General features: G+C 71.8%; 19 protein-coding genes. 10 read left to right on the top strand and 9 right to left on the bottom strand.

The window, feature by feature from the left end:
• Positions 1-803 precede the first annotated feature (803 nt).
• Positions 804-1,685 (bottom strand): TIGR03854 family LLM class F420-dependent oxidoreductase, encoded by an 882-nt coding sequence (locus HD593_RS09670; RefSeq protein ID WP_185101841.1) that lies wholly within the window; start codon positions 1,683-1,685, stop codon positions 804-806.
• A gap of 380 nt (positions 1,686-2,065) precedes the next feature.
• On the opposite strand from HD593_RS09670, the gene HD593_RS09675 reads away from it, so the two are divergent.
• From HD593_RS09675 to HD593_RS09700, 6 genes are all read left to right on the top strand, one after another.
• Positions 2,066-4,993: an ATP-binding protein gene (locus HD593_RS09675; RefSeq protein WP_185101842.1), complete on the top strand. Its 2,928-nt coding sequence runs from the start codon at positions 2,066-2,068 to the stop codon at positions 4,991-4,993.
• A gap of 291 nt (positions 4,994-5,284) precedes the next feature.
• Positions 5,285-7,687, top strand: coding sequence for a hypothetical protein (locus tag HD593_RS09680; RefSeq protein ID WP_185101843.1), 2,403 nt, complete (start codon positions 5,285-5,287; stop codon positions 7,685-7,687).
• A 14-nt stretch (positions 7,688-7,701) separates the two neighbouring features.
• Positions 7,702-8,967 carry a S8/S53 family peptidase gene (locus tag HD593_RS09685; protein WP_185101844.1) on the top strand — a complete coding sequence of 422 codons (1,266 nt, stop codon included), beginning with the start codon at positions 7,702-7,704 and terminating at the stop codon, positions 8,965-8,967.
• Positions 8,968-8,977: 10 nt separating this feature from the next.
• On the top strand, positions 8,978-10,195 hold the full coding sequence (locus HD593_RS09690) for a beta propeller repeat protein (RefSeq protein WP_185101845.1): 1,218 nt from the start codon (positions 8,978-8,980) through the stop codon (positions 10,193-10,195).
• Position 10,196: 1 nt separating this feature from the next.
• Positions 10,197-12,701 (top strand): S8 family serine peptidase, encoded by a 2,505-nt coding sequence (locus tag HD593_RS09695; protein WP_185101846.1) that lies wholly within the window; start codon positions 10,197-10,199, stop codon positions 12,699-12,701.
• A 389-nt stretch (positions 12,702-13,090) separates the two neighbouring features.
• On the top strand, positions 13,091-13,990 hold the full coding sequence (locus tag HD593_RS09700; protein ID WP_185101847.1) for a CHRD domain-containing protein: 900 nt from the start codon (positions 13,091-13,093) through the stop codon (positions 13,988-13,990).
• A 392-nt stretch (positions 13,991-14,382) separates the two neighbouring features.
• Here HD593_RS09700 and HD593_RS09705 read toward each other — a convergent pair whose 3' ends face one another.
• Positions 14,383-14,790 (bottom strand): hypothetical protein, encoded by a 408-nt coding sequence (locus tag HD593_RS09705; protein WP_185101848.1) that lies wholly within the window; start codon positions 14,788-14,790, stop codon positions 14,383-14,385.
• A gap of 95 nt (positions 14,791-14,885) precedes the next feature.
• Here HD593_RS09705 and HD593_RS09710 point away from each other — a divergent pair, with 95 nt between their 5' ends.
• The gene (locus HD593_RS09710; RefSeq protein ID WP_185101849.1) at positions 14,886-15,818 is read left to right on the top strand and encodes an SGNH/GDSL hydrolase family protein; all 933 of its coding nucleotides are present in this window, start codon (positions 14,886-14,888) and stop codon (positions 15,816-15,818) included.
• A 287-nt stretch (positions 15,819-16,105) separates the two neighbouring features.
• Here the strand turns inward: HD593_RS09710 and HD593_RS60250 are convergent, their stop codons facing one another.
• Entirely contained in the window at positions 16,106-16,426 is a 321-nt protein-coding gene (locus HD593_RS60250) for a hypothetical protein (protein ID WP_185101850.1), read from the bottom strand.
• Between HD593_RS60250 and HD593_RS09720 the strand changes: the two genes are divergently transcribed.
• Positions 16,425-17,369 carry an alpha/beta fold hydrolase gene (locus HD593_RS09720; RefSeq protein WP_185101851.1) on the top strand — a complete coding sequence of 315 codons (945 nt, stop codon included), beginning with the start codon at positions 16,425-16,427 and terminating at the stop codon, positions 17,367-17,369. The genes HD593_RS60250 and HD593_RS09720 overlap by 2 nt on opposite strands.
• 159 nt (positions 17,370-17,528) lie before the next feature.
• Here HD593_RS09720 and HD593_RS09725 read toward each other — a convergent pair whose 3' ends face one another.
• Complete coding sequence (locus HD593_RS09725) at positions 17,529-17,783, bottom strand: hypothetical protein (protein WP_185101852.1); 255 nt, start codon at positions 17,781-17,783, stop codon at positions 17,529-17,531.
• 537 nt (positions 17,784-18,320) lie between these two features.
• Between HD593_RS09725 and HD593_RS09730 the strand changes: the two genes are divergently transcribed.
• Positions 18,321-18,683, top strand: coding sequence for a beta/gamma crystallin domain-containing protein (locus HD593_RS09730; protein WP_185101853.1), 363 nt, complete (start codon positions 18,321-18,323; stop codon positions 18,681-18,683).
• A gap of 68 nt (positions 18,684-18,751) precedes the next feature.
• On the opposite strand, the gene HD593_RS09735 is transcribed toward HD593_RS09730, so the two are convergent.
• The 5 genes from HD593_RS09735 to HD593_RS65080 all read right to left on the bottom strand — a co-directional run bounded on the left by HD593_RS09735 (position 18,752) and on the right by HD593_RS65080 (position 25,004).
• Positions 18,752-19,126 carry a hypothetical protein gene (locus tag HD593_RS09735; protein ID WP_185101854.1) on the bottom strand — a complete coding sequence of 125 codons (375 nt, stop codon included), beginning with the start codon at positions 19,124-19,126 and terminating at the stop codon, positions 18,752-18,754.
• On the bottom strand, positions 19,123-20,871 hold the full coding sequence (locus HD593_RS09740; protein ID WP_185101855.1) for a hypothetical protein: 1,749 nt from the start codon (positions 20,869-20,871) through the stop codon (positions 19,123-19,125). The genes HD593_RS09735 and HD593_RS09740 overlap by 4 nt, the downstream gene beginning before the upstream one ends.
• Before the next feature lie 153 nt (positions 20,872-21,024).
• Positions 21,025-22,635, bottom strand: a complete 1,611-nt coding sequence (locus tag HD593_RS09745; RefSeq protein WP_185101856.1) for an outer membrane protein assembly factor BamB family protein — start codon at positions 22,633-22,635, stop codon at positions 21,025-21,027.
• Between the two features lie 155 nt (positions 22,636-22,790).
• Positions 22,791-24,254: a sulfatase family protein gene (locus tag HD593_RS09750; RefSeq protein ID WP_221524693.1), complete on the bottom strand. Its 1,464-nt coding sequence runs from the start codon at positions 24,252-24,254 to the stop codon at positions 22,791-22,793.
• A gap of 144 nt (positions 24,255-24,398) precedes the next feature.
• Positions 24,399-25,004, bottom strand: coding sequence for a serine hydrolase (locus tag HD593_RS65080; protein WP_379478738.1), 606 nt, complete (start codon positions 25,002-25,004; stop codon positions 24,399-24,401).
• Here HD593_RS65080 and HD593_RS09760 point away from each other — a divergent pair.
• Positions 24,964-25,266 carry a hypothetical protein gene (locus HD593_RS09760; RefSeq protein ID WP_185101858.1) on the top strand — a complete coding sequence of 101 codons (303 nt, stop codon included), beginning with the start codon at positions 24,964-24,966 and terminating at the stop codon, positions 25,264-25,266. The two genes, HD593_RS65080 and HD593_RS09760, sit on opposite strands and share 41 nt — an antisense overlap.
• Positions 25,267-25,433: the final 167 nt, after the last annotated feature.

Here is a 25,433-nt window from a genome sequence, read left to right on the forward strand (position 1 = left end):
GGGTGGGTCCCTTTGCGGACGCTACCCAAGCCCGTCGACGACGACATCAAGGCAACCCTTCAACGCCATTAGTGTCCTCGGTCACAGCCTCCTCAACGACAGGCCCCGTAAGGTTCAGGAGACAATCCGGCAGAGGGTGCCGCACGTGGGGAGCGACTGTGGCTGCGGCGGCTCTCACCTTAGGACGCTGGCATCATCGCGGCCGTCCGGTCGATTCGGCGGTCGCGGCCTTATCCGGCGGGGCAATGAGACAACCGGGAAACGGGGTAAAGATGATCAGGAAGATCGTGACCGCTATGACGACGGCGGGTCTGCTGGCCACGGCCGCGGCGACGTTCGGTGGGACGGCGGCGTGGGCGGCTCCGTGCACGGGAAGCTGCATCGAGAGGACGGCAGCGACGTCGGGCGTTGCCCGGCAGTTCCCCTGGGAGGCGTCCGCTGCCCCCATCTCGCCGACCGGCGGATACCAGCCTGATGGTGGGTATCACAATGACTGATGTCCACGGGGAGAAGGAGCCCGGCAAGGCGGGGTCATGTCCCCGTCGTCGCTCGTAGTAGGGCGACTGTGGGATGGGGCATCTGCGGTCGGTAGGGCTCGGCTTGCTCGTGGTGGGTCTGAACGGAGGGCCTGATGCTCTTCAAGGCGGGCCGGTCAGTGCGCAGCCGGCGGGCCCGCATCGGCATGGCCTCCCTGGCGGATGCGCTGCCGCTGCCCGTCCAGTCCGCGCACCTGCACCGCGAACCGGATGAGCAACCGGCACCAGCAGAGTCCTCCTCGTTCGGGAGACTCGTCAGGGTTGTGCTCAGTTCTGCAGCGGCATGAGGTGGTCGGCGAACTCGTCGAGCCAGCGCTCGGCCGAAGACACGGGTGTGGCGGGCCGTACGACGAATTTGGTGATCCCGGCCTCGACGAAGCGCCCGATCAGGTCGCGGGCGGCGGCCCAGCCGACCGGGACGATCTCGGTGGGGTCTGCGCCGGGGTTGCGCCGGGCGATGGCGTCGATCGTGGTGGCGGGGATCTCGGTCGCGGCCACGGCGAGGCTGGTGCCGTAGTGGTCGGCCTCGATCTCGCGGCCGGCCTCGGCCGCGTGCGCCGCGATCGCCGTGCGGCCGGCGGCGGCCTGGTCAGGGGTGAGGAAGCTGGCCAGCCAGCCGTCGGCGAGCCGGCCGGCGCGGCGCAGGGCGCGCTCCCCGCTGCCGCCGACCCAGATGTCGAGCGGCTTGGCCGGCAGCGGGCCGACCCCGGCGTTCTCGACCGTGAAGAACTCGCCGTGGAAGGTCACCTTTTCCTGCCGCAGGAGCAGCCTGAGCAGTTCGAGCGACTCGTCGAACACCGCGCCGCGTGGCCCGGGGACGGGGAACGCCTCCCGTTCGGCGGGCCTGGCCGGCGTCAGTCCGAAGGCCGGCAGCACGCGCTTGGGGGCGAGCGCGGCCAGCGATGCGAGTTGCTTGGCCACCCGCACCGGGTGGCGGCCCGGCAGGATCGCCACCCCCGTGCCGACCTTCAGCCTGCGGGTGGCGGCCAGCGTGTAGGCCATGCCGACGATGGGCTCGACGGACGGCCCGTGGACGATCTCCGACAGCCACAGGGAGTCGATCCCGAGAGCCTCGGCCCGCTCCGCGAGCCCGGCGAGGCGGTCAGGGTGGTCTCCAGGTGGCGGCGCGACCCCGATACGTACCTTCATCGGACCATTATCGGCCCGGCCCCGAAATCCACTGCTTGTGCTCCTACGGGCCGGTGGCGGCTTTCAAGGCCGTCGGTGCGCTCCTCACAGAATCGGCGCTGCACCAGCCGATCACATCAGAGCCGCGGCGGCGCTCTGAAAGCGGCGTCTGTTCCGGCGTTGTCCGCGTGGTTCGCCTCACGTGGACGGTGCCCGGGGAGGGCGCGGCGATCATGCTGGGTGACCGCTTCGTGGACCTCGTGGAGAGCGTGGTCCTCCACGGAGCGCCTCCAAGGGCGTCGCGCCATGCGACGTCGTTGATGTGCCGGCCGTGCCTGGCGAGGTCTACGATCGCGGCGGTCCTTTGCGGGTTCGGACGTGATATATAGACCCATAAAGGGATGAACGAAACTCATGTTCGGCGGAGTGCGCCCTCGGACGCGCTCCCGCCGGCGCTCATCGGCCGCGACGACGCCATGGCCGCAATGGTCGCCGCGGTGTCACAACACGCCCTCGTGCTCGTCGAGGGGGAGTCAGGCATCGGCAAGTCCCGCATGCTGGACGAGTGCCTGGCCGATCCCGCCTTACGCGGCCGTACCGTGCTGATGGCCGCCTGCCCGCCCCTGCGGGAACCGTTCCCGCTCGGCGCGGTGGTGGACGGGCTGCGGGCCTTCCACGAGCGCCTGGGCGAGCTGGCGCTGAGCCCGCTCGCCGGTGCGCTGCGCACGCTGTTCCCCGAGTGGGCGTCGTGGCTGCCGCCGGCGCTGGAGGCGCTGCCCGACCCGCAGGAGACACGCCACCGGCTCTTCCGCGCGCTCGGCGAGCTGATCGACGCGCTCGGAGTGGACGTGCTGGTGGTCGAGGACGCGCACTGGGCGGACGCGGCCACGCTCGACTGGCTGCTCACCCTCACCACCTCGCATGGCGCCGCGCGCTCGATCGTGGTCACCTATCGGCCGCTCGACGTCGGCGAGGGCTCGCCGCTGCTGCGCCTGACCTCGCGCCCGCCCAGGAACATGTCCTGGGAACGCATCGCGCTGGAGCCGCTGGACGTGCCGCAGACCGGCGCCCTGGTGAAGTCGATGTTCGCGACCGCCGACGTGTCCGACCACTTCGCGGCCTTCCTGCACGAGCACACCGGCGGCATCCCGCTCGCGCTGGAGGAGACCGTACGCCTGCTGCGCGCCCGGCGCGACATCTTCCGGTCCGAGAGCGGCTGGCGCCGCCGCATCACCGAGGAGCTGCGCGTGCCGCCCACGGTGCGCGACTCCGTCCTGGAACGCGTGACCCGGCTCGACCCGCCCACCCGCGCCGTGCTGGAGGCCGCCGCCGTGCTGGAGGCGCCTGCGGGCGAGGCGCTCATCGCGGCGGTCGCGGGCCTCGACGAGGCCGCCGTCCAGGACAGTCTGGCCGTCGCGCTCGCCTCCGGCCTGCTGCGCGAGGCCGGCCGGGGCGCGTTCGGCTTCAACCATGTTCTGGCCTCGCGCGCGGTCGCCGAGGCGACCCCGATCCCGTCGCGCCGCCGGCTGCACCACCGCGCGGCCCTGGCCCTGAGCGAGAGCGAGCACCCTCCCGTCGTACGGCTGTGCCGCCACTTCCGCGAGTCCGGCGACGTCGAGGAGTGGTGCCGCTACGCCGAGGCGGCGGCCGAGCTCGCCATGGAGGCTGGCGACGGCCACACGACGGTCGCCATGATGCTGGACCTGCTGACCGCCGCCGACCACCCGGTGGAGCGCCTGGTCCGCCTGGCCAGGCGGCTCGGCGCGGCCGTCTCCGCCACCGCCGAGCCGCTGCTGGGGCTGGGGGAGCGGGTGCGCGCCGCGCTGGAGGAGACGCTCGCGCATCCCGGGCTGCCGGCCGAGGCCAGGGGAGAGCTCGGGCTGAGGCTGGGGCGGCTCCGCTTCCACCTCGGCGAGTTCGAGGCCGCGATGGCCGGCCTGGAGGCCGCCATGCCGGATCTGCAGGATCGGCCCGAGCTCGCCGTCCAGGCCATGCTCCTGCTGGCCAACCCGATGATCCGCGCCTGGCCGCGGGCCCGCCACCTGGAGTGGGCCGGCCGGGCGGAGCGGCTCTTCCCGCTGGTCGGCCTGCCGGTCGAGCGGGCCGCGTTCCTGTCCAACCAGGCCGCGGCGCTGCTCTGCCTCGGCGAGGAGGACGGCTGGCGCGTGGCGCGCGCACTTCCCACCGATGGGGACAGCCGCCTGGAGCGCCAGGAGATCGCCCGGGGGAGGCTGATGGCCGGTCAGTTCTGTACGTTATGGGGCCGGCACGACGACGCCCGCGCCTACCTCGATTCTTCCGCGGCGCTGGTGGAACGGGCGGGCTACCGCCGGATCGAGGACGTGCTGAGGCTGGCGCGGGCACACCTGGCCTGGCACGACGGGCACTGGGACGGCCTGGACGACGTGGCGGCCGAGCTGGCCGGCTCGGAGACGGCCGACGAGGCGACCCGCCTGGAGGCCCGGATGATCCTCGGCTGCCTGGACCTGGCGCGCGGCGTACCGCAGCGGGCCGAGCAGCGGCTGCGCGAGGTTCTCGCCGCCAGCCTGGAGCGCGGGCACGCGGACCCGTTCATCTTCCCCGACGTGGCGCTGGCCCGGATCCTGCTCGCCCGCGGCGAGCCGGAGGCCGCGGTGGAGATCACCGAGCCGATGCTGGAGATGATCGTCCGCAAGGACGTGTGGCTGTGGGCCACGGAGCTGCTGCCGGTCCACCTGGACGTGCTGGCGGCCGTCGGGCGGACGGAGGAGCGGGCCGGCCTGGCGGCGGCCTTCGCCGCCGGGATGGCGGGACGTGACGCTCCGGCCGCCGCCGCGGCGGTCGTGACCTGCCAGGCCATGGTCGCCGCCGACCCGGAGGCGGCGGCGGGCCTGTTCGGCCGGGCCGCGGCGATGTGGGCGGCGCTGCCCCGCCCCTACGACGGGCTGCTCGCCGCCGAGCGCCAGGGCCGCCGCCTGCTCGACGCGGGCGAGCGCGAGCGGGGGCTGGCCGTGCTGGAGGAGAGCCAGCGGGAGCTGGCCGCGCTGGGCGCGCGCTGGGACGCCGACCGGGTCGCTCACCTGCTGCGCGAGCAGGGGGTCGAGGTGGCCAGGCCGTGGCGCGGCGGGCGCAGGGGGTACGGCGACCGCCTGTCCCCGCGCGAGCTGGAGATCGTCCGCCTGGTGGCGCTCGGATGGACCAACAAGCGCATCGCGGAGAGCCTGACGCTGTCGCCGCGTACGGTGGAGCGCCACCTCAGCGCGTCCATGCGCAAGCTGTCGGTCACCACGCGCACTGCCCTGGTCACCACGGCCGCCGCCGACGGACTGCTGGACGAGACACCGACATAGATCGCTTTTCCCCATTAATTGGGTGATTTCCCGACTCGCGACGTCGGCAGGCCCGCCTGATCCTGATCTTCATGCGTAACGATCAACCGGACGTCGAGCCGGACGCAGCGCCCGATGCAGCGCCCGATGCTGGGCCCGATGCTGGGCCCGATGCCGGACCCGACGTCGAGCCGGACGCCGTTTCTGAGGAGGGACTCCTGGGTGAGGCGGCGCCCGACGGCGCACACGAGCCGCTGTGAACCAGCACGTCGTGCGCCTGCCGTACAGGCGCGGTCAGAAAGCGGGACAGAGATGACAATCCACCACCGGTTAGGCTCCGCACGCCTTCCCCGCCTCGCCACGGCCGGCCTGGCACTGGCACTGGCGCTGGCGGCGGGAGCCGCACCCGCCGCGGCCGCCCCGCCGCTGGACCCCACCCCCCACGTCACCGATCCCGCCACCAGAGCGCCTGAGGCGAGCACCTCGACGGTGACCCTGCTGACCGGTGACCGCTTCCAGGTCGACGTCGACGAGCGCGGCGGCCAGCAGGTCAGCAGGCTCCCCGGCGGCGGCCCGGCCGGAGGAACGTTCTCGCAGTTCACCCTCGGCGGCGACACCTACGTCGTGCCGTCCGAAGTGGTGCCCTACCTCGGCAGGACCATCGACCTGCGCCTGTTCAACGTCGGCTACCTGGTGCGGGCCAAGCTGGACGACGAGCGCAGCGCCACCCTCCCGGTCACCGTTCGGGCCGGTCGTGCCCAGGCCGAGGCCCTGCCCGCCACCAGCGTCACCGCCGCCGCGGGCAGCGCGGCCACCGCGACGGTGTCCAAGAAGGAGGCCCCGGCGCTCGGCAGGCTGCTGGCCGAGACCTGGCGCGGCGCGAAGGGCGACGCCGTCGGCACGCTGCCCGGAATCGAGCGGATCGAGCTGGCCGCCCCCAAGGGCGCTCCCGAGCCGCCGCCCTCGCCGCTGGCCGCCGACGCGCCCGCCGTCAAGGCGGCCGGCGGGGAGCTGAGCTACTACATGCTGACCGTCGACTCCATCGCCAGGGACGGCACGCCCGGCACGATGATCGGAGCCGTCCAGAACGTCAGTGACGGGGCCCTGGCCACCTTCGCCTTCACCTACCCGGGCGAGGGCAAGAAGTCGTTCATGGTGCCGGAAGGCACCTACAGCATCATGGCCAGCGTGCTCACCGTCCCGGCCACCGACCTCACGTCGGAGACGGCACTGGTGATCGAGCCGGAGGTGCGGGTCGGCGCCGACACCAGCGTGGTGCTGGACGCCAGGAAGGCGGTCCGCTACCGGCCGACGCTGGCCTCGCCGCCGCAGGCGCCGCTGATCCGCTCCGAATCCCTGTCGTTCGTACGCACCAGCGCCGCGGGAGACGAGACGGGCATCAGCCCCTCGGGGTTGCTCGCGGGCTTCACCTGGAAGACCTACTCCGATCCGGTCACCGGCAACCCCGACCTCTACGTCACCCCGACCAGGCCGGTCAGGAAGGGCGACTTCAAGTTCACGGGCTTCACGCTGCTGGCCGAGAACGCCGACTCGGGCCCCGAGATGGGCGCGACGTACAAGCTGGTGTTCGCCTACGGCGACGCCGTGCCGGGCAGGCTGACGCCGGTCGTCAGGAAGTCGGAGCTGGCCGCGGTGCGCTCCACTCTCTACAACACGGCCTCCGACGCCGCCTCGCCAGGACCGGTGAGCCGGGCGTCCTTCGTGTTCCTGCCGTGGGGGTGGTCCGACGTGAGCCACGGCTACCTGCCGGCCGCCGGCGAGCGCGTCGACTACGTCTACAGCACCAGGCCCGGCGAGACGTACTGGCAGCACGTCATGCACGCCGACACCAACGAGGTCATCCTCGGGCAGCGCCGCAAGCTGCGCCCCGGCCAGGAGATCAGAGAGGTGTGGAACCTCGGCCCCCGGACGCCGTCGGCGGCCGCCACCTACGTGCAGGAGACCCTTCTCGGGCTCGGAGGCCCGGGCAGCAGGGTGGACAAGCCGTGGCTGCAGGTGTGCCTGGCGTGCAGGCAGGGCTCGCTGGGCGCGGTCTACCTGAACGGGTTCGCCGACTCGGCGCCGCTGCACTCGACGTCGGAGGCGTACGCCGCGTCGCGGACGACGTTCTACCAGGACGGCAAGCTCGCCTTCGACCTGGGCACCGGCGGCTACGCGCCCCAGCTGCCCATGCCGTTGTCGCTGCCGCTGGCGCCGCGCCCGGCCGACTACCGCCTGGTGTGGGACTTCGCCGGCCAGGGGAACTCCCAGTCGCCGAGCCGTACCGAGTGGACCTTCCGCAGCGGCCCGCGTGACGCCGCCGCCGCGCTGCCCCGTACCGTGCAGTGCGCCGACTCCACGCGCCGGTGCTCCTTCCTGCCGCTGCTGTTCGTGCACTGGAACCTGTCGCTCGACCTCGACTCCCGGGCCCAGGCCGGGCAGCCGTTCGACGTCGCGTTCCGGGTCTCGCGCCAGGAGCACCAGGCCCGGCCCACCGGCGTGCGGGCCACGGCCGAGGTGTCGTACGACGACGGCAGGACCTGGTCGGCTCCGAAGGCCGCCACCGCCAGGCGCGACGGCACGTTCACTGCGCCGATCACGCATCCGGAGTACTCCGAGCCGGTCCGCTGGGTGTCGCTGCGGGTCAAGGCGCGGGCCGGTGACGGCAGCACCGTCACCCAGACCAACATCCGTGCCTACCGGCTCGCCGGCTGACCGGGAGACCTGACATGCGCACCCATCGATGGACGACGCTCGCGGGCGTGGTGGCGATGCTGCTCACCACGATCGCCCCCCTGACCCTGCTCACCACTTCCGCCGCGGCCACCTCTATCGGGGCCACCTCTGTCGGGGCCACCTCTGTCGGGGCCACCTCTGCCGGGCCCACCTTCGCCGCGCCGCCCGCCACGAGTCCGGCCTGCCCCAAGGACGCCAAGGACACCGGGCCGGCGACGTGCCTCCTGCGCGCCGGCACGGGAGGCGGCGACCAGCCGCTGCCGCGCGTCACCGCCGGCCGCGGCCCGCTGACCGCCAGGGACCTCCAGGAGGCCTACCGGCTGCCCTCGGACTGGCTGGGCGGCGGCCAGAGCGTGGCCGTCGTCACCCCGTACGACAACCCCGAGGCCGGGGACGAGCTGGCCGAGTACCGCAAGGCGAACGGCATGCCCCCGTGCGACGCCGACTTCCCCTGCTTCAAGAAGATCAACCAGCGGGGCGGCGACACACCGCCCGCCCCGAGCCCCGCCTGGGCGGTGCACAGCAGCGTCGGGCTGCAGCTCGCCGCGGCGGCCTGCCCGAACTGCAAGCTCCTGCTGGTGCAGGCCGACGACCCGTCCCTGGCCAGCATGGCGGCGGCCGTGGACCAGGCCGCCGCGCAGGGCGCCACCGCGGTCGTGCCCATGTGGGGCGTGGCCGAGTACGACGGCCAGAACGCCCTGGCCGCCCACTTCGACCACGCGCCGACCACCGTCGTCGCCCCCTCCGGCGTGGGCTTCAACAGCGGCGGCCGCCAGATCCTGCCCACCGCCTACCCGTCGGTGATCGCCGTCGGCGGCACCCAGCTCTACCGGGACCCCGCCACCACGCGCGGCTGGAACGAGTCCGCCTGGCGCGACACCGCCTCCGGCTGCTCGATGTACGCGCCGCGCCCGGCCTGGCAGCCGGCCGGAGCGTGCGGGAGCCGGCGCACCGTGGCCGACGTCGCGGCGGTGGCCTCCTCCGACACCCCGGTCCAGGTCTACAGCACCAGCCTGGGCGGCTGGGGCACCGCCGCGGGCACCCCCGTCGCGGCGGCGTTCATCGCCGGCGTGTACGGCCTGGCCGGCACCGATTCGGCCACCCCGGCGGGCAAGCGCCTCTACGCCGCCTCCCAGTACCTGAACGACATCGTCGCCGGAAGCAACGGCGCCTGCGGCGGCGGCAGGATCTGCACCGCCGTGCGCGGCTACGACGGGCCCAGCGGCATGGGCACCCCCAACGGCACCGGCGCCTTCTAGGAGGACCCTGATGCGAACACCACGATCTCCCCGCATGCGGTGGCGCCGGGCCACCGCCGCGGCCGGCCTGACCGCCCTGCTGAGCACCGCCGCCACCTCCGCCACCCAGGCTCCCGCCACCGCCGGGACGGACTGCGTACCGACCTGGACGATGCTCGACGCGCCCGCGAGCGAGGGCGTCGTCGACGTCGACGTGATCTCGCGTGACAACGTGCGCTTCTCCGAGCAACTCGAGGAGGGCGCCCGATCGCTGCGCTGGAACGGCCGCTCGCTGGTCGAGAACGGCCCCCAGATCCCTGTGCCCCCGCGCACCGCGAGCCGCTTCCAGGTGGGCGCCGGCTCGTTCGGCGTCACCGGCGGCTGGTCGCTGGTCAGCCTGCACGGCGCCTTCCAGCCGGACGGGGCAGGCGTGCTGGCCCGCCTCGACGGCGGCCGCTGGACGCTCACGACGGCGGGCGCGTCGCAGAGCCCGGAGACCGGCCCGTCCTGGCTGGCGGACGTCGCCACGGTGGACTCCTCCCAGGCGTGGGCGGTCGGCCGCGTCGAGGGGCCCGCGGGCGGCGCGCTCATCCAGCGCTGGGACGGCACGGAGTGGACGACGGTCGACCACCCCGCGGCCCGGCGCGCCTCCGCCAACCTGAGCTCGGTGAAAGCCGTGCCGGGCGGCGGCGTCTGGGCCGCCGGCTTCCAGAAGAACGAGCAGACGGGCTCGTACCAGCCGATGGTCCTGCGCCACGACGGGACGGCCTGGGCAGACGTCGCGCTGCCGGACCCCGGCGCGGAAGGCATGTTGTACGCGCTCGACGCCTCCGGCCCCGACGACGTCTGGGTCGCCGGCATCTCCGGCAGCCAGAGCAGCCCGAGGCCGCTCCTGCTCCACTGGGACGGCCGGAGCTGGACCACCATGCCCGCACCCGAGCCGGGCCCCTACGGCGGCGACATCTTCAAGCTGTACGCCCCCGCCCCCGGCCAGTTGTGGGCCCTCACCAACGACACCAGCACGGGCGTGTTCCACGTGCGGCATTGGGACGGCGCCGCCTGGCAGGAGGTCAAGCCTCAGGGCGAGCAGCCGGAGGCGTTCGGCTTCATCTTCTACGACGTGGACGGCAGCGGCCCCGACGACGTGTGGGTGACCGGCACCTCCAACCGGACGGTGCCCTCCGACATCGGCTACCCGCAGTTGCTGCCGCGCCGCCTGATCGCCCATCTGAGCTGCGGGAGTGAGTGACGTGAGAGTACCCCGTAAGGTGCCCGCGCTGGCGTGCGCCCTGACCCTGCTGGCCACCGCCCTGTCGGGCGCCGTCCCCGCATGGGCCGCCGCGGACGATCCGGTGATCGCGCCGGAGGTGCTGGCGAGCTTCGACACGCGCGCCACCACGGACTTCTGGGTGCGCATGTCGGGCAAGGCCGACCTCGCCCCCGCCAGGAAGATCGCCGGCGGCGCCGCCCGCGGCCGGGACGTGGTCGAGCGGCTGCACGCCAGAGCCGACCGCGACCAGGAGCCGCTGCGCAAGCTGCTCAAGGCGGAGAGAGTGGAGTCCACGGCGTTCTGGGTCACGAACGCCGTCTACGTGAAGAACGCCTCGGAGGCGCTGGCCAAGAAGATCGCGAAGTTACCCGGGGTCGAGGAGATCCGCGCGCCCGTCACGTACAGCATCCCCGAGCCGATCCGGAGCACGCCCGCCGGGGCCGCCGCCGCGACGGGCCTCACCTGGGGCGTGTCCAACATCAACGCCGACGACGTGTGGGCGCAGACCGGCCGCCGCGGCGAGGACATCGTCATCGCCAACATCGACTCCGGCGTCCAGTACGACCACCCCGCCCTTGCCAGGAGCTACCGGGGCAGCAACGGAGACGGCACCTTCACCCACGACTACAACTGGTACGACCCGCTGAGCGAGTGCCCGAGCGACGCGCCGTGCGACAACAACTCCCACGGCACCCACACCATGGGCACCATGGCCGGCGACGACGGCCAGGGCAACCAGATCGGCGTCGCCCCGGGCGTGCGCTGGATCGCCGCCAAGGGCTGCACCACCGACCAGTGCTCGGAGGAGGCCCTCGTCGCGTCCTCGCAGTGGATGCTCGCGCCCACCGACTCCACCGGCGCCAACCCCGACGCGTCCAGGCGCCCGCACATCGTCAACAACTCGTGGGGCGCGAGGCTGACCACCCAGCCGTTCATGGAGGACATCCAGCTCGCCTGGGCGGCCTCCGGCATCATGGGCATCTGGTCCAACGGCAACGACGGCCCGGCCTGCCAGACCTCCGGAACGCCCGGCGGGCGCGTCATCAACTACTCGGTGGGCGCGTACGACGTCGACAACAGGATCGCGAGCTTCTCCAGCCGCGGTCCCGGCCAGGACGGCGAGATCAAGCCGAACATCTCCGCACCGGGCGTGAACGTCCGCTCCTCGGTACCGGGCGGCGCCTACGCGTTCTACAACGGCACCTCGATGGCGGCGCCGCACGTCGCGGGAGCGGTCGCGCTGCTGTGGTCGGCCCGCCCCGAGTACATACGCGACACCGCGGCCACCCGCCTGCTGCTGGACCTGTCGGCCATCGACACCGAGGACACCACCTGCGGCGGCACCGCGGCCGACAACGCCGTCTACGGCGAAGGCCGCCTCGATGCCCTGGCCCTGGTCGAGGCCGGAACGCGCGGCACCGCCACGCTGGCCGGCACCGTCACGGACGCGACCACCGGCCGGCCGGTCGAGGGCGCCACCGTCACCCTCACCGGCCCGCTGACCCGCACCTCCACCCTCGGCGCCGAAGGCGCCTACCGCTACACCCTCGTCGCGGGGGAGTACCAGCTCAAGGCCGAGGCGTTCGGCTACCAGACCACGACGAAGACCGCCACCCTGGCCAAGGACGGCTCCCTCACCCTGGACGTCGCCCTGCCGCAGACCGAGCGGATCAACCTGACCGGCACCGTCTCCGACGGCTCCGGCCTCGGGCGCGGGCTCGCCGCGAACATCACCGCCGACGACGGCAAGGGCCACACGTGGAACGCCGAGTCCGACCCCGCCACCGGCGCCTACACCTTGTCCCTGCTCCCGTCGACGACCTACACCCTCACCACCCGGGCCACGGAGCCCGGCTACGACCCGTCCGTCCAGCAGGTCACCATGGGTGAGACCGGCCGGCGGCTCGACCTCGGCCTGACCGTCTCCCTGTCCTGCGTCGCCCGCGGCTACGAGGTGATCCGCGACGGCAGCACCGAGCCGTTCGACGGCGCCGCGGCGCCCAAGGGCTGGACGGTCACCAACGTCGACCCCCGCATCCCCAACTACGCCTACCAGCCCGGCTGGGTCTTCACCGACGCCGGCGGACGCGGCAACCACACCGGCGGCGCGGGCGGGTTCGCCATCGTCGACTCCCTGCACTCCGGCAAGGGCCACCTCCAGGACACCTACCTGACCAGCCCCTCCTACAACCTGACCGCCCGGACCTCGGCGACCCTGGAGTTCGCCCACGACCTGAAGCCGGCGGTCAACTCCACGACCGGCGTCGGCCTCAGCGTGGACGGGGGCCGTACCTGGAAGACCGTGTGGTCGGCCAAGGGCTTCCCCGGCGCTCCGGGACCGGCCGTCCACGTCGTCCCGCTGCCGGACGCGGCCGGGCAGGCCGACGTGCGGATCCGCCTCCACTACCGGGGCCAGCTGTCCGGCTGGTGGGCCGTCGACGACCTGTTCGTCGGCGACCGCACCTGCCGGCCCGCGGCGACCTGACCCCACCGCCGCGCGCCGCTGCCCCCGGGACGGAGACCGCCCGGGGGCAGCAGCTTGGACGGAGGGCGCGACTTCAACCGAGGGCGCCGCGGGCCGGGCTCAACGGTGATCTCGAAGTCCCTCCCGGTCGTCCGGATGCAGGTGGCCGACCATGGCGTCGATCACCTTGGCCACCTTTTCGGCACCGCGCCCGGAGCAGAGCGCCCCGGGAGTGCGCCTGCCATTGATTCCGTCCATGCTGGGCCAGATCTACTGGACGCAGGACTCGCCGCCCGCCGACCCTGCGGGAAGTCGGTGCGGCTGATGGTGAACCTGACTCGTGGCGCCGCCCGTACCTCCCAGGAGCAAGCAATTCGGCCTCACCGATGAGGCAGACGAAAGGGCCGGCCATGAAGAACCGCACCCTCGCTGTTCCAGGTCTGGCCGTCGCCACGGCCATGATCGCCACCTCTGTCACCCCCGTCGCCGCGTCGTCGAGCACCCCCGTGTACCTGGCCGCCTCTCTCACGGGCGGGAACGAGGTCCCCGCCTCCGGCACGAAGGCCGGCGACAAGGACGGGAGCGCGCTCGCCGTGTTCCGCATCCACGGGCAGCGGGTGGACTACGCGGTGCGATGGCAGAACGTGAAGGCGCCCAGCGGGTTCCACATCCATCGGGGCGCGGCGGGCGAGAACGGCGAGGTCAGGATCCCGTTCTTCGCCACGGCGCTGCCCGCCCAGCTCCACGCCGTCAAGGGCACGGTCGTCGTCAAGGACCGCGCCCTGCTCGGCCGCATACTCAACGCTCCGCAGAACTGGTACGCCAACCTGCACAACGCCGAGTTCGGCGGCGGCGCCGTACGAGCTCAGCTGCACCGCGTCCGGCCGGTGTCCATGGAGTCGGTGCTGGCGCACGGGTTCGGCCACACGCTCACCGCCCGGGCCGACGGGCGGCAGGAGATCCCGGCACCCGGCACGAAGGTCGGCGACCGCGATGGGCGCGCCGCGTGGCTGGTGCAGCCGGAGGGGCGGCTGGTGTGGTTCGCCGCCGCCTGGAAGAAGATCAGCGCCCCGACGGCCGCACATATCCACCGAGCGCCGAAAGGCAGGAACGGGCCCGTCGTGGTGCCGTTCTTCGAGGCCAAGGGCGGCCTGCCGGCCAGCGTCAACGGGCTCGCGGGCAGTGCCGTGACGTCCGCCGCCGTCGCCCGCCGCATCTGGAACAACCCCAAGAACTGGTACGCCAACCTGCACAACGCGAAGTTCCCCGGGGGCGCGGTACGCGGCCAGCTCTACCGAGGCGACTGGTGAGACCGCTCACCCAGAGGCGCCCGGCCCGCCCCCCACCTGGGACGGGGGATGCCGTGGCGCGTACGCCGACGTTCCCCTGAGATGATGATCGCGACCGGAGCCGGAGCGGCATCGTATCGGCCCGCGAGCCGGCCCGTCGCAGTGCTCGGGGCCTGCCGGCCTGCCGCAGATCCCGCCAGGATCAGCGACGAGCCGACCAGCCGGTCCGTCGCAGGCGGCGTCATGCGCGAGTAGATCAGCGCGCCCGTCATGAGAGCGAAGCCGGCCACCGAGATCGCCAACCACATCTTGCGCATGGACGCACTATCCCCTGCCGGACTGGTGGCCGCCGTTTCACCCGCGCCCCGGGCATCGGCGATGCCCAGCAGCTCTCCGCGGCCTCCACCGTCTCCTCAGGGGGCGGCCTCGGGCACCCGATTGATGATCTCCACCTGCCGGGCCAGTCGCACCGCGTCGTGCTCGCCCCGTACCGAGCGCAGGGCCCGCCGGGTGCGCGCGGCCGGCCGGCGCGAAATACGCATGCCGCGGCCGGAAAGATCCAGGTGGACCGTGTGCGCGATGCCGAAGTCGATGACCCGTGGGCCGTCGGGCCCGCGCAGCACGTTGTCCGGATTGAGGAACGACCACACCCGCCGCGCGGCCGTCGTCTCCTTCACGAACCTGTCGCGGCCCGCACGGTCGCCGGCCGCGTGCAGCACCTTGACCGCGACCCGGTTGCCGCCGGCGTCATGAGTGTCGTGGATTTGCCCTCGTTCTCCTCCTGAGCTGACCTCACGCCGCGTAGGCGAGCGGATAGACAAGAAACGAACTGGCAAGTGGTCAGTGCCCGCCGCCAGGCTGCTCCGGAACGAGGTGAGGTCCGCTCATCCCCGAGAACATGCCAATGGAGGCTTCCATGCTGCGCAATGTCCGCTTACGCCGCGTCCAGCGCCTGATCGTGACGGCGACGGCCCTGCTCGGTGCCTGCGCCTCGGTCGCCGCCGCGGGCCCGGCCGCGAACGCGGAGGCCGGCGCGACCGGCACGCACTACGTCGCCCTCGGCGACTCGTACGCCACCGGCTACGGCACCACACCGATCGTGGACGCGGCCTGCGGCCGGGCCAAGAAGAACCTGCCGTACATCCTGAACCTCGCCACCGAGGCGGACAGTTACCAGAACGTCGCCTGCGCCGGCGCCACCACCGCGGACGTCCTGCAGGCGAGAAACGGCCGGCCGGCGCAGCTCGACGCCCTCAAGCCCGACACCAACCTGGTCACGGTGAGCATCGGCGGCAACGACCTCGGCTTCACCAGCATCGCCGTCACCTGCGCCACCGTCAGCCAGCGCCAGCCGACCGGCGACCCGTGCCGGCAGAGCTTCAGGAACGCCGACGGCTCGGACAAGCTCCAGCTCAAGCTGGACGCGATCAAGCCGGAGATCGCCAAGGTGGTGACCGAGGTCAAGAAGCGCAGCCCGAGGGCCATGGTCGCCCTGACCGGCTACCCGTCGCTGGTGCCGGACAGCGGCCAGAGCTGCCGCTCGGCGCAGGTGCCGTTCGCCGACGGGGACTTCGCCTACCTGCGCGACACCACCGTCCGGCTCAACAGGGCCATCGCCGAGCAGGCCCGGAACACCGGCGCCAAGTACATCGACCTCTACACCCCCTCGATCGGCCATGACATGTGCGCGACCGGGTACCGCCGCTGGATCGAGCCCCTGCTGACGGAACAGGGCTCCATCGCCCCCGCGGCGGCGCACCCGAACTCCCAGGGGATCCTCGGACTGGGCTCAGCGTTCGCCCTGGCGATCCTCGAGTACCAGAAGACGCGCATCGTCAACCCCGCGTGAGACCATCGACGTCCCACAGTTTGAAGCGATTCATCTCTGAATGAGAGACGGTCGCCACGCTCGCACGACGTGCAGAGAAGATCTCCATGGGTCGCGCTCGGGCTGGGCACGGTCGCCCAGACCTCGGGCACGCTCTACCTGTACGGCCTGGTGGTGGCCTGCCCGTCGAAAATCATGGCCCTGCTCGGCGGTGTACGCGGCGAGCGGGCGGCTGGTTGCGGGGTGGTTCGAGCCGGGGCGGCGTCGGGCCGGCCATGGGCGGCAGCCGCTGCGGGCCGGGCGGGTCGTCAGCCGAGGCGGGCCAGGCGGCGCACGGCTTCCGCCAGTTCGGCCCACAGGTGCAGGCCGGCGGACGGGCGGCGGGCCAGGCGCCGGCCCGGCAGGTCCCGGGCCAGGGCGTCGGCCAGGGCGGAGCAGCGTTCGCGCAGGGAGGACGACAAGGCCCGCAGATGCCGGTCCCAGGCCGGGGAGCTGACCAGCTCGACGGCCGCCTCCTGCAGCGGGCGGGGGAGGGGGCGGCCGTGGCTCAGGAGCCGGGCGTAGTCGTCCTCGATCAGGAACGCGCCGGCGGCCCTCAGCAGGTCGGGGCGCAGGCCGTCGTCGTCCATGGGGACGGGGACCGGGGCGCAGCCCCGCGGCCCGCGCGGCGGCCAGGGCCCCGGGGTAGGCGGGCGACTCGACCAGGACCGGGGAACCAGGTGCGGCCACCACCGGGCCGAGGTCAACGGGACGACCCTGCACTACGCCGCCGCGGGAACCGGAGGGTCCCCGATCCTGCTGGTGCACGGGTTCCCCGAGACCTGGTGGACGTTCCACAAGCTCATCCCGCTGCTCGCCGTCCACCACCGCGTCTTCGCCGTCGATCTGCGCGGGTTCGGCGACTCCGGCAACGGCCCGGGCGAGTACGACAGTGCGACCGCGGCCGAGGACCTGCACCAGCTGATCGCCCGCCTCGATGCCGGCCCTGTCCACCTCACCGGGCAGGACATCAGCGGCGCGACCGTGTTCCGTCTGGCCACCACCCATCCCGAGGACGTGCTCAGCCTCACCGCCATCGAGATGGGGCTGCCCGGGTTCGGCCTGGAAGCGCTGGCCGACGTCACCCGCGGCGGGGCCTGGCACATCGGGGTCCTCGCCGCGCCCGGCATCCCGGAACTGCTGCTCGCCGGCCGCGAACGCGAGTTCCTCGGACAGTACGCGTTCCCGTCCATGACCGCGGCCCCGGGCGCGTTCACCGAGACCGACGTCGAGGAGTTCGCCCGCACCTACTCACGTCCCGACGGCTGGCGCGGCGCGATCGGCCTCTACCGGTCGATGCTGCGGGAGGGTGCCGACATCCAGGCCCTCGCGCAAGAGCGCGGGCTGAAGGTGCCCGTGCTCGCGGTCGGCGCCGGCGGCGGTCCGTTCACGGCCGCCACCATGGAGCGGGCCGCGGCGGTGGAGGTCCGGTCCGTGCAGCTCGACGGCGTGGGTCACTACGCCGCGATGGAGGCCCCGGAGGAGCTGGCGAAGGCGATCCTCGGGTTCATCGCGAGCGTTGGGGCCGTCTGAGGCAGCGGAAGTCGCACCGGGGCCGTGCGTTCGAACTGGATGCCCGGCGGCAGATCGCCGGTGATGCGGGCCTGGTGCCTGGACGGGCTGCTCCGGTCCGGACGCGGCAGGCGACGGGCACTGCCCGACACGGAAAGCGCCGTGAGGCGGTACGAGCCATCACCTCCCTGGCCAGGTCGCTTCTGCCACGTCGGCGCAGCTCAAGCAGCTCCGTACGATGTGGAAGTCCCAATTGACCCACTCGCTCACACCGGGTGGGCGGCTGCCGCGTTGGCCGGGCGCGGGGTCGAGCCGGTCGAAGACGACGCCTGGCATGCCGAGCGGGCTGCCGAGGGTGACAAGCCGGTTGACGCGCAAGTCCGGGTGCGCCCACAGCACCTCGTAGACCACGACGCTGCCCAGTGAATGCGCCACCACGGTGACGGCCTCGCCTTGCCGCGCGGCGGATGGTCTCGGCGACGGCGTCGCGGGCGGCCAGCCGGCGTCTGCTGTTCGGTGTCTTCAGGTACGAGGAGACCTCCCTGGCGAAGATCATGGCGAATCTGCGGGCTGTCTCGCCGTAGGGCGCGGACTGGGGTGTTGATGACCATACTGTGAGGATGGCGCGTCCACGGTGCCCGCATTGTTCGGCCGACACCCTGCTGGTGCTCTTCGGCCTGCCCGCTCCCGCCGCCCGCCGATGTGAGCCGCCACAGGACGCCGTAGCCCCTACCGGCACTCGGGCGCTGAGTGTGTAATCCGGGAAGGGGCAACTGTCTTCAACTCTGGCTGTCGCTTACCAGTGTGCTGTGAATGCGTAATTGGGGTTGATCTCAGTGTGAGGCTCGCCGGGAAAGTTTCGGCCCTGTTGGGTCCCGGTGGGCAAGAAATGGGCAGCGAAGTGGACTGTTTGCAGGTTCAGGGTCTGGTATACGCTCCCCGACACTAGATCTTCCTCCAAAGGAAAAGGCCATGAAGAAGTCGTACCTCGGTAAGGCCCTCGCCGGCTGCGCTGCCGCGCTGGCCGTCATGCTGGCCCTCCCCGCCCCCGCATTCGCCATCAACCACGCAGACTGCGGCGTGAGCTGGAGTCGTGAATTCCTGCAGATCTTCAATGGCTGGGACCGCCACTGCTTTGCGAACGGCGGCGTGATGGACGTGGCCATCTACGGTGTCGACGAAATCTCCGCAGGGAACAACGATGTGGCCATCGAATACATCGATGACTTGGGAGGGCCCGCCAGAGCCATGCTGCTTCCGAAGTGGAACCTCTGGGGCGGATCGCCGAATATCAATGGCAACCTGCATAAGGTTTACCGGATCAGAATCCTCTAGCGCGCGACCGGGCGGCCTGGCGAGGCGTCGATGGACGGGGCGTTCGGCGTGCACGGCTCCAGGTTCGTTCAGGAGGGGAGGAACTTGGTCAGGAGGTCGGCGAGTTTGCTGAGCGAGTCGGCGAAATCGGCGATCGGGCGCAGGCGGTCGCGCAGCCGGCGAAAGGCGTCGGCGAGGCGGCCCGTGTCCCGCTCCGCCGCTGGGCGGGCGGCCTCGGTGAGGATCTCCTCCGCGTCGCGGCCGGCCCGTTCGGGGTGGTCGATCTCCGTGGAGTGGGCTGCGACGCGGGCCATCAGGTCGGTGAGCAGCGCCTGGAGCTGTACCAGGTTCGGGTCCGCGGATGGGCCGCTCGTCGTGACGTTCTGGGTGAAGTGGGAGCCGGGGCCGCCGAACTGGCTGCCGGTGAACGTTCCGCTGTAGGTGTACTTGTCCTCGTCGGTCATGAGTTCGCCTCGCCCCGCTGCGTGTTGACGTTCTGGACGAACTGGGAGCCGGGGCCGCCGAACTGCGCGCCCGGGTAGTTGCCGCTGTACTCGTAGTGGGTCGTGCTGGAGATCGAGACCGCGGTGGCCTGGCGCCGGTAGGCGGTGGTGTCGACGCCCTTGTCCTCCAGGAAGTCGAGGACGGCCGAGGTCAGCCGCTCCTCGACGAGCTTGGTGTACTTGAAGGTGTCCAGCTCCTGGATGAGGGTGTCGGCCCGCTCGGCCGCGCCCAGCTCGCGCAGGCTCAGCCGGGCTCCGTAGTCGTAGGCGGTGTAGGCCCGCGGGTCGTCCACGCCGATGGCCTGCCGGAACGCCTGCCAGGCCATGCGCAGCAGCCGTACCGGGGCGGCGACGATGTCGCGGAACAGGTACAGCCAGCGCCCGCGCAGCGCGTGGTAGACCAGGAGCGGGGGCGAGGAGAGCGGCAGCTCGTCCACCGAGCGGTACACCCCGGTCACGGGCGGCAGCACCGTGACGACGAACTCGGTGTAGAGCATCCGGCCCTCGACCGCGAGGTGCACGAACGCGGTGACGGAGGTCCCCCGGTCCACGGCCGGGATGACGGTGCGGCCCGCCGGGTCCAGGACGTGCGGGCCCTCGGAGTTGATGTCCAGCCGCTGGTAGTGCCGCGCGCCTGCCTGCGGGGTACGGATCACCGCGGCGACGACCTGCTCCGGCAGGTTCGTCCACGGGCAGAGCTGACCGGGATCCACCAGTGGATGCAGCGCCGAGCCCTTGCCGTTCCAGCCGTGCAACTGGTTGAAGCGGCCGGTGGCGACGATCTGGTCGCGGATGTGCAGGTTGATGATGCCAGCGGGGTGGGACTGCGCGCTCATCTGCGCCAGCCGTTCCCGTACGAACGCGTGCAGCTCCACCGGGTCGATCTCGATCAGGGGCCGCGCCGGCCCCGAGCCTTCGCGCGGGCCCGGCGCGCGGTCCAGCTCGACCGCGATGGTCCAGGCCCGGGCCGTGTCGCCGGCTCCGAGGAACGCGTTGCGGCCGGAGTAGAGCGTGACGTTCCCGTGCTGCGCCGCGCCGATCCAGCGCAGCCGCTGCTCGGTCGCCGCGTCGGCGGCCGGGCCGGGCGGCGGTGGCGGCGCTCCGGGTCGCAGGTCGCGACCGATGACGCGGAACACGGCGATCCGGTAGCCGGCCGCCACGCCGAGGGACAGGAGCACCACGATGAGCAACTGCAGCGACAGCGCGGCACCGCTCGGCGGCGCGCCCCCTTCGAGGAAGGAGCTGATCGCACGTGCGGTGGCAACGGCCACGACCGCGAAGGCGGCCGGTATCGCCACCAGCGTCGAGATGACGAACCAGACGAGGATCTTGTACGGGCGGGAGAGCCGGCGCAGCGGCCGCACGGTGAGCAGCGCGAACGGGATCACCACGGCGAGCCACTGGATCGTGACCTCGGTGAGCAGGAGAAGGCCGCCGGCGAGCACGACGGTCAGGACGATCTCCCGCGCGAGCAGGAACGATCGTGCGCGCAGGCAGTGCCGCAACACCGGGACCACGTCGAAGCCGCCGTGCGAGGGCGCCACGCCCCGGTGCCGGTTGCGGACGAGCTCGCGCAGCGCCGTCTCGCGGAACGACGGATCGAGGTACGCCGCGACCGCCATGTACCGGGTCGCGTTCCGCATGGCCGCGCCGAAGGGGACCTGTGGAGTGGCCGTCGGGTCCGCTGCGGGGGGACTGGTGTACATGCCGGGCTCCTCTCGGGGGAGAGATCAGCCTCACATACGTTAGACGAACGGTAACCGCGCGACTACTGAACACTGATTCGGGAATGTATCCTTTTCGTCACGCCCTGTGAGACAGAGCTCACGACTCCGGACTCGACCTTCAGACGGCGGCGGTCAGGGCGACTCCATGGACCGAAGCCGCTTGACCACCGCTCGCTCGGCCTCGTCCGAGCCCTCCACCTGCACGATCACGCGGCCCACCCGGATGACGTCCTCGGCGATCTCGTCGGCGTCCGGCGGCGTTTCGGGTTTCCCGTCGAGCAGGGCATCGGCCTCCTGCGGCCGTTTGGTCACCCACAGGACGGTGACGCGGACGCGGCCGATGCCGGCGATGTCGGCGCGGCAGGTGAACGGCACCCACATGGCCTCCCGGAGGAGGCTGTCGTCCGACCGGGCCTTGGTGTCGGGCGAACCGGGGCGCCGCTTGCCCGGCACGGCGGCCAGCAGTTCAGCGCAGTCGGGCCAGTCGCGGGGGTCCACGCCACCGTATTCGAGCGGCTCCGCCGCGGGGATCGAACGGTAGGCGGTCAACCGGAACCTGGCCGGCTGCTCATGATGGCGTTCCGTCGTGATCAACCGACCGCCCGCGGTGCCCGCCCAATGCAGGAACTCGTGATCCGGCCCGTTGTGGACGGGCAGGGCCCTGGACGAGCCCGTGATCGGATCGATGACCGTCGCCCAATGGCGCGGCGTGCCTTCGGCTCCACCCGCGAGCCACTGCAGGCGGCCGTACAGCCGGCGCCCGTCAGAGATCAGGTCCCAGGACGGCGCCGACGATTTCACGACCTTCACGGCCCCGGTGCGGACGTTGACGACGGTCACGCGCGGCTGTCGCGCGTCGTGCTTGTCCCGCCAGGCGACCTGATCGCCCGCGACGACGGGCCGGCACCGGTCACATCCGGCCGCCGGGACCTGCCGCACCCCGTCGCGGCCGAGGACGATCACGCTCCTGGACGACGGGCTGATGACCACGCTGCCCGCCACCACCGAGATCGTCCCGTGGACGTCGAAAGGGGAGGGGGTGTCGAGGCTCCAGAGCGGATCACCGCCGGCGGGGTCCAGGCCGTGGAGGCGTTCCGTACGTCCGGAGCACTCCTCGGCCATCACCACGAGGCTGCCGTCGCCGCTCAGCCCCGCCCAGGGCAGGTGGGCCTGGCATCCCGCCCCGAGACTGGGCACGCCGTTCCACAGCTCGTCACCGGTACGCGCGTCGAACGCGGTGAATTCGTTCTTGTGCTCGGACAAGCGGTAGACCTCTTGGACCAGGACCCCTCGTGCGACGACATAGGCGGTGTTGGGCTCGGGGTCGCGCTCCCAGAGCAGGCGTCCGGTACCGGAGTCGAGCGCGACGAGCCTGTCGCCTGCTTCGCCCTTCGTCCTGAGGAGGACCGCACCACCTGTCACCTTCGACCAGGTGGTGGTCCGCCCGGGCTCCCGGTAGTGCCACGCCTTCTTCCCGGTGGTGGCGTCGAACCCCGTCACGCCGTCGGTGGCGAAGGCCAGCAGGGTGCCGCCGTCCACCTGGAACTCGGTGGACACGTCCGTCAGGTCGGCTTCGACCTGCCAATCCGCCGTGAGGAGCCCGAGGGCGGGACCGTCACCGCTGACGCCGGCCCGTGCGGCCTGGCCTACCTGGTGGTCGGTCGGCACGTCCGAAAGGTCCAGCGGGCTGCACGCCCCGGCCGCCAGGATGAGGGTCAGGACGAGGGTGAGCATTCTGGCCATGGCTGTGGACCGTAGACGTCGTGGGTATATCCCCGGTATGCCGGGTCCTCCGGGTCGGCCTCGGTGAGCCCGAGACGGTCAACGGCCTCGCCCGAGGGTGCTCCTTCGCCTGACCTCGCGGTGGACACGCCGTGCAGACCGTTACACGGCGGCTGTCATGGGCGCCAGGGGTATCGGTCACGGATCGGGTCGCCGGTGTCGCGCAGCCAGGTATCGAGGGCGGCCCGCTTGGCGGTGAGCACGGCGACGGTCTCCGGGCGGGTGTCCTGGGCCAGGTTGTGCAGGGCGTGCGGGTCCTGGGCGAGGTCGTACAGCTCCTCGGGGACGCGGTGCTGGTAGAAGGTGACGCGTTCGGCGACGGCGGGGTCGGTGGCGGCGGCGGTGACCATGGCGCGCCAGGTCAGGCCGGACATGTTCTCCGCCTGGTAGGTGGCCTGGCCGTCGGACCAGGCGTTCCAGACGTAGCTCCAGCGTGGGCCGTGCACGCCGCGCATGTCGTAGCGGGTGTCGGAGGCGGACTGGTGGAAGACGGTGGTGATCGAGTCGCGGCCGGTCTGGCTGCCGCCGTCCAGGAGCGGGGTGAGGTCGCGTCCGTCGAGACCGTCCGGCACCTGCGCGCCGGCCGCCCGGCAGAGCAGCGGGAACAGGTCCATGGTGGAGACGAAGTGCCGGTGGTCGGCGTGGCCGGGACGGGTGGTGCCGGGCCAGCGGATGATCAGCGGGGTGCGGGTGCTGTGCTGGTAGCAGTTGGCCTTCGCGTACGGCACCGCGATGCCGTTGTCGGACATGAAGATCACGATCGTGGACGAGGCCAGCCCGGCGGTCTCCAGCGCGGCGAGCACGGCGGCGAGCGTGTCGTCGGCGCGGCGGGCGCTGCTGAGGTACTCCGACAACTCCTGGCGGATGCCGGGCAGGTCGGGCAGGTAGCCGGGCACGGTGGCCTCGCCGGGGCCGTAGACCCGCGACGGGGTGGCCATGGTGGCGCGCTGCTCGGGGGTGAAGCCGATCTGTTCGGCGGCGCTGCCGTGGTAGGGGCGGTGCGGGTCCTCGGCGTTGGCCATCAGGAAGAACGGCCTGCCCTCGGCCTTGGCGCGTTCGAACAGCGTGGTGGCCGCCTCGGCGTAGCGGGCCGGGTTGCGGCCCATGCCCAGGTCGGCCGGGTCGGCGCGCAGGTCCCAGGCGAACCGTTCGACGGGGGTGAGGTGGCCGGCCTTGCCGAGGATGCCGGTCAGGTAGCCGCGCGGGCGGAGCAGGTCGTTCAGGACCGGGACGTCGTCGCGGATCGGCTCGAAGCCCTCGGCGCCGTTGCGGTGCGGGTAGCGGCCGGTCAGCATCGCCGAGCGGCTCGGCTGGCAGATGGCCACCGGCACGTGCGCGCGGTGGAAACTGGCGCCCTGCCGGTGGAGCCGGTCGATCGCCGGGGTGAGATCGGCCCGTCCGCCGAAACAGCCGGGGCTGTCGCCGCCCATGTCGTCGACCGTGAACAGCAGGATGTTCGGCGTGGCCTGCGCGGAGTCACCGCGAGCGGAGGCCGCGGGAACGGTGAAAGGAGACACGGCGGCGACCGCGGCTGCCCTGGTCAGCAGGGTGCGGCGGGAAATCGCTGACGCTCGGTTCACTCCATGATCCTTTTCGTCGCGGACGGGTAGGTCCAGGTGTAACCGGGCGGGCGTTTCCGCAGCGTTTGCACGAGTGGGAAGTGGCGGAGTGCCGCGTGCGCCAGGACGCCGGGCCCCCGGCCGCCGCTACTCGGCCAGTGGTGATCAGTTTCCGGGTGTCGACCCGCCGGCCCGCGGGCGAGGTCGTGTACGGGTGGGTGATGTCGTCGTTGGAGAGCTGCTGCGGGCGGGTGTAGTGGTCCGTGCGCGACACGCCGGCGGCGTCGAAGACGTGCTCGCGTAACGTAGTTGTAGAAGGACTGGCCGGACACTTCCTGCACGATCGCGCCGAGGGTGCAGAAGCCCGAGTTGCTGCTGCATGATCGCGGTGGCCGTGAAGAGCTTGGCCACCGACGCGGGCGCGAAAATCGTGTCGGATCGGTTGGGCAGCGACTTGCGCTCGTTGGCCTTGCCGTAGGAGCGGGACAGCACCGTCCGCTTCCGGTGCGTCAACAGCACGGTTCCCGAAAGCTTCCCCATCCTCGGCGAGCTTGTCCAGTTCTTGTCGAACGCGCCACCGGGCCGAAGGCCTGCGGGTACGCGCCCGGTAGCGGCGCTCGTTGCCGCAGCGGCGCGATCCCGCGGCCGCAAAGGTCCCACTGGCCGCGATGGGTGCGACGCCCAGCAGGCGCAGGGCGGATCGACGTGACCATCGAAGGCTTTCCACGGCATGGACTCCGTCAGATTGATATGGGAAGTGGCGGCGCACATACAACACAGCCGGAAGTTTCCTCCGCGTTATCACGCCCCTGCCGCCACGGTTCCGATCAAGGACGACCACCCCAGTGCGGAGATCGTCTGCCATGCGGCCGGGTTTGGTGACGATGCGGCGCGTGGCGATGATTCCAGCGGTGTCCGGCAGGAGGATCACGGCGGGGCGGCTGCTCGCAACCAGCCGAACTCCGGCGGAAAGTTTATGTTAATTTTCGGCCGGAAGCGGCGCGCGGAAATGCCGAATGCGTCAGATGAGTAACCGCCGTTGGCCAGGGCTGATGTCTCGTCTTCCGCAGTTGATATGCGCGTATGTGCCGCATTTCGCACCCGTGGAGCAGTGCGGGCGGTATCGTCGTCGCCTGACGCACTTTCCTTGTTTCGGAAATGTCATGATCTATTCTGTTGAATTCTTCTGTGGATGGTTCA

This window comes from Nonomuraea rubra (genome assembly GCF_014207985.1).
GTDB lineage: Bacteria > Actinomycetota > Actinomycetes > Streptosporangiales > Streptosporangiaceae > Nonomuraea > Nonomuraea rubra.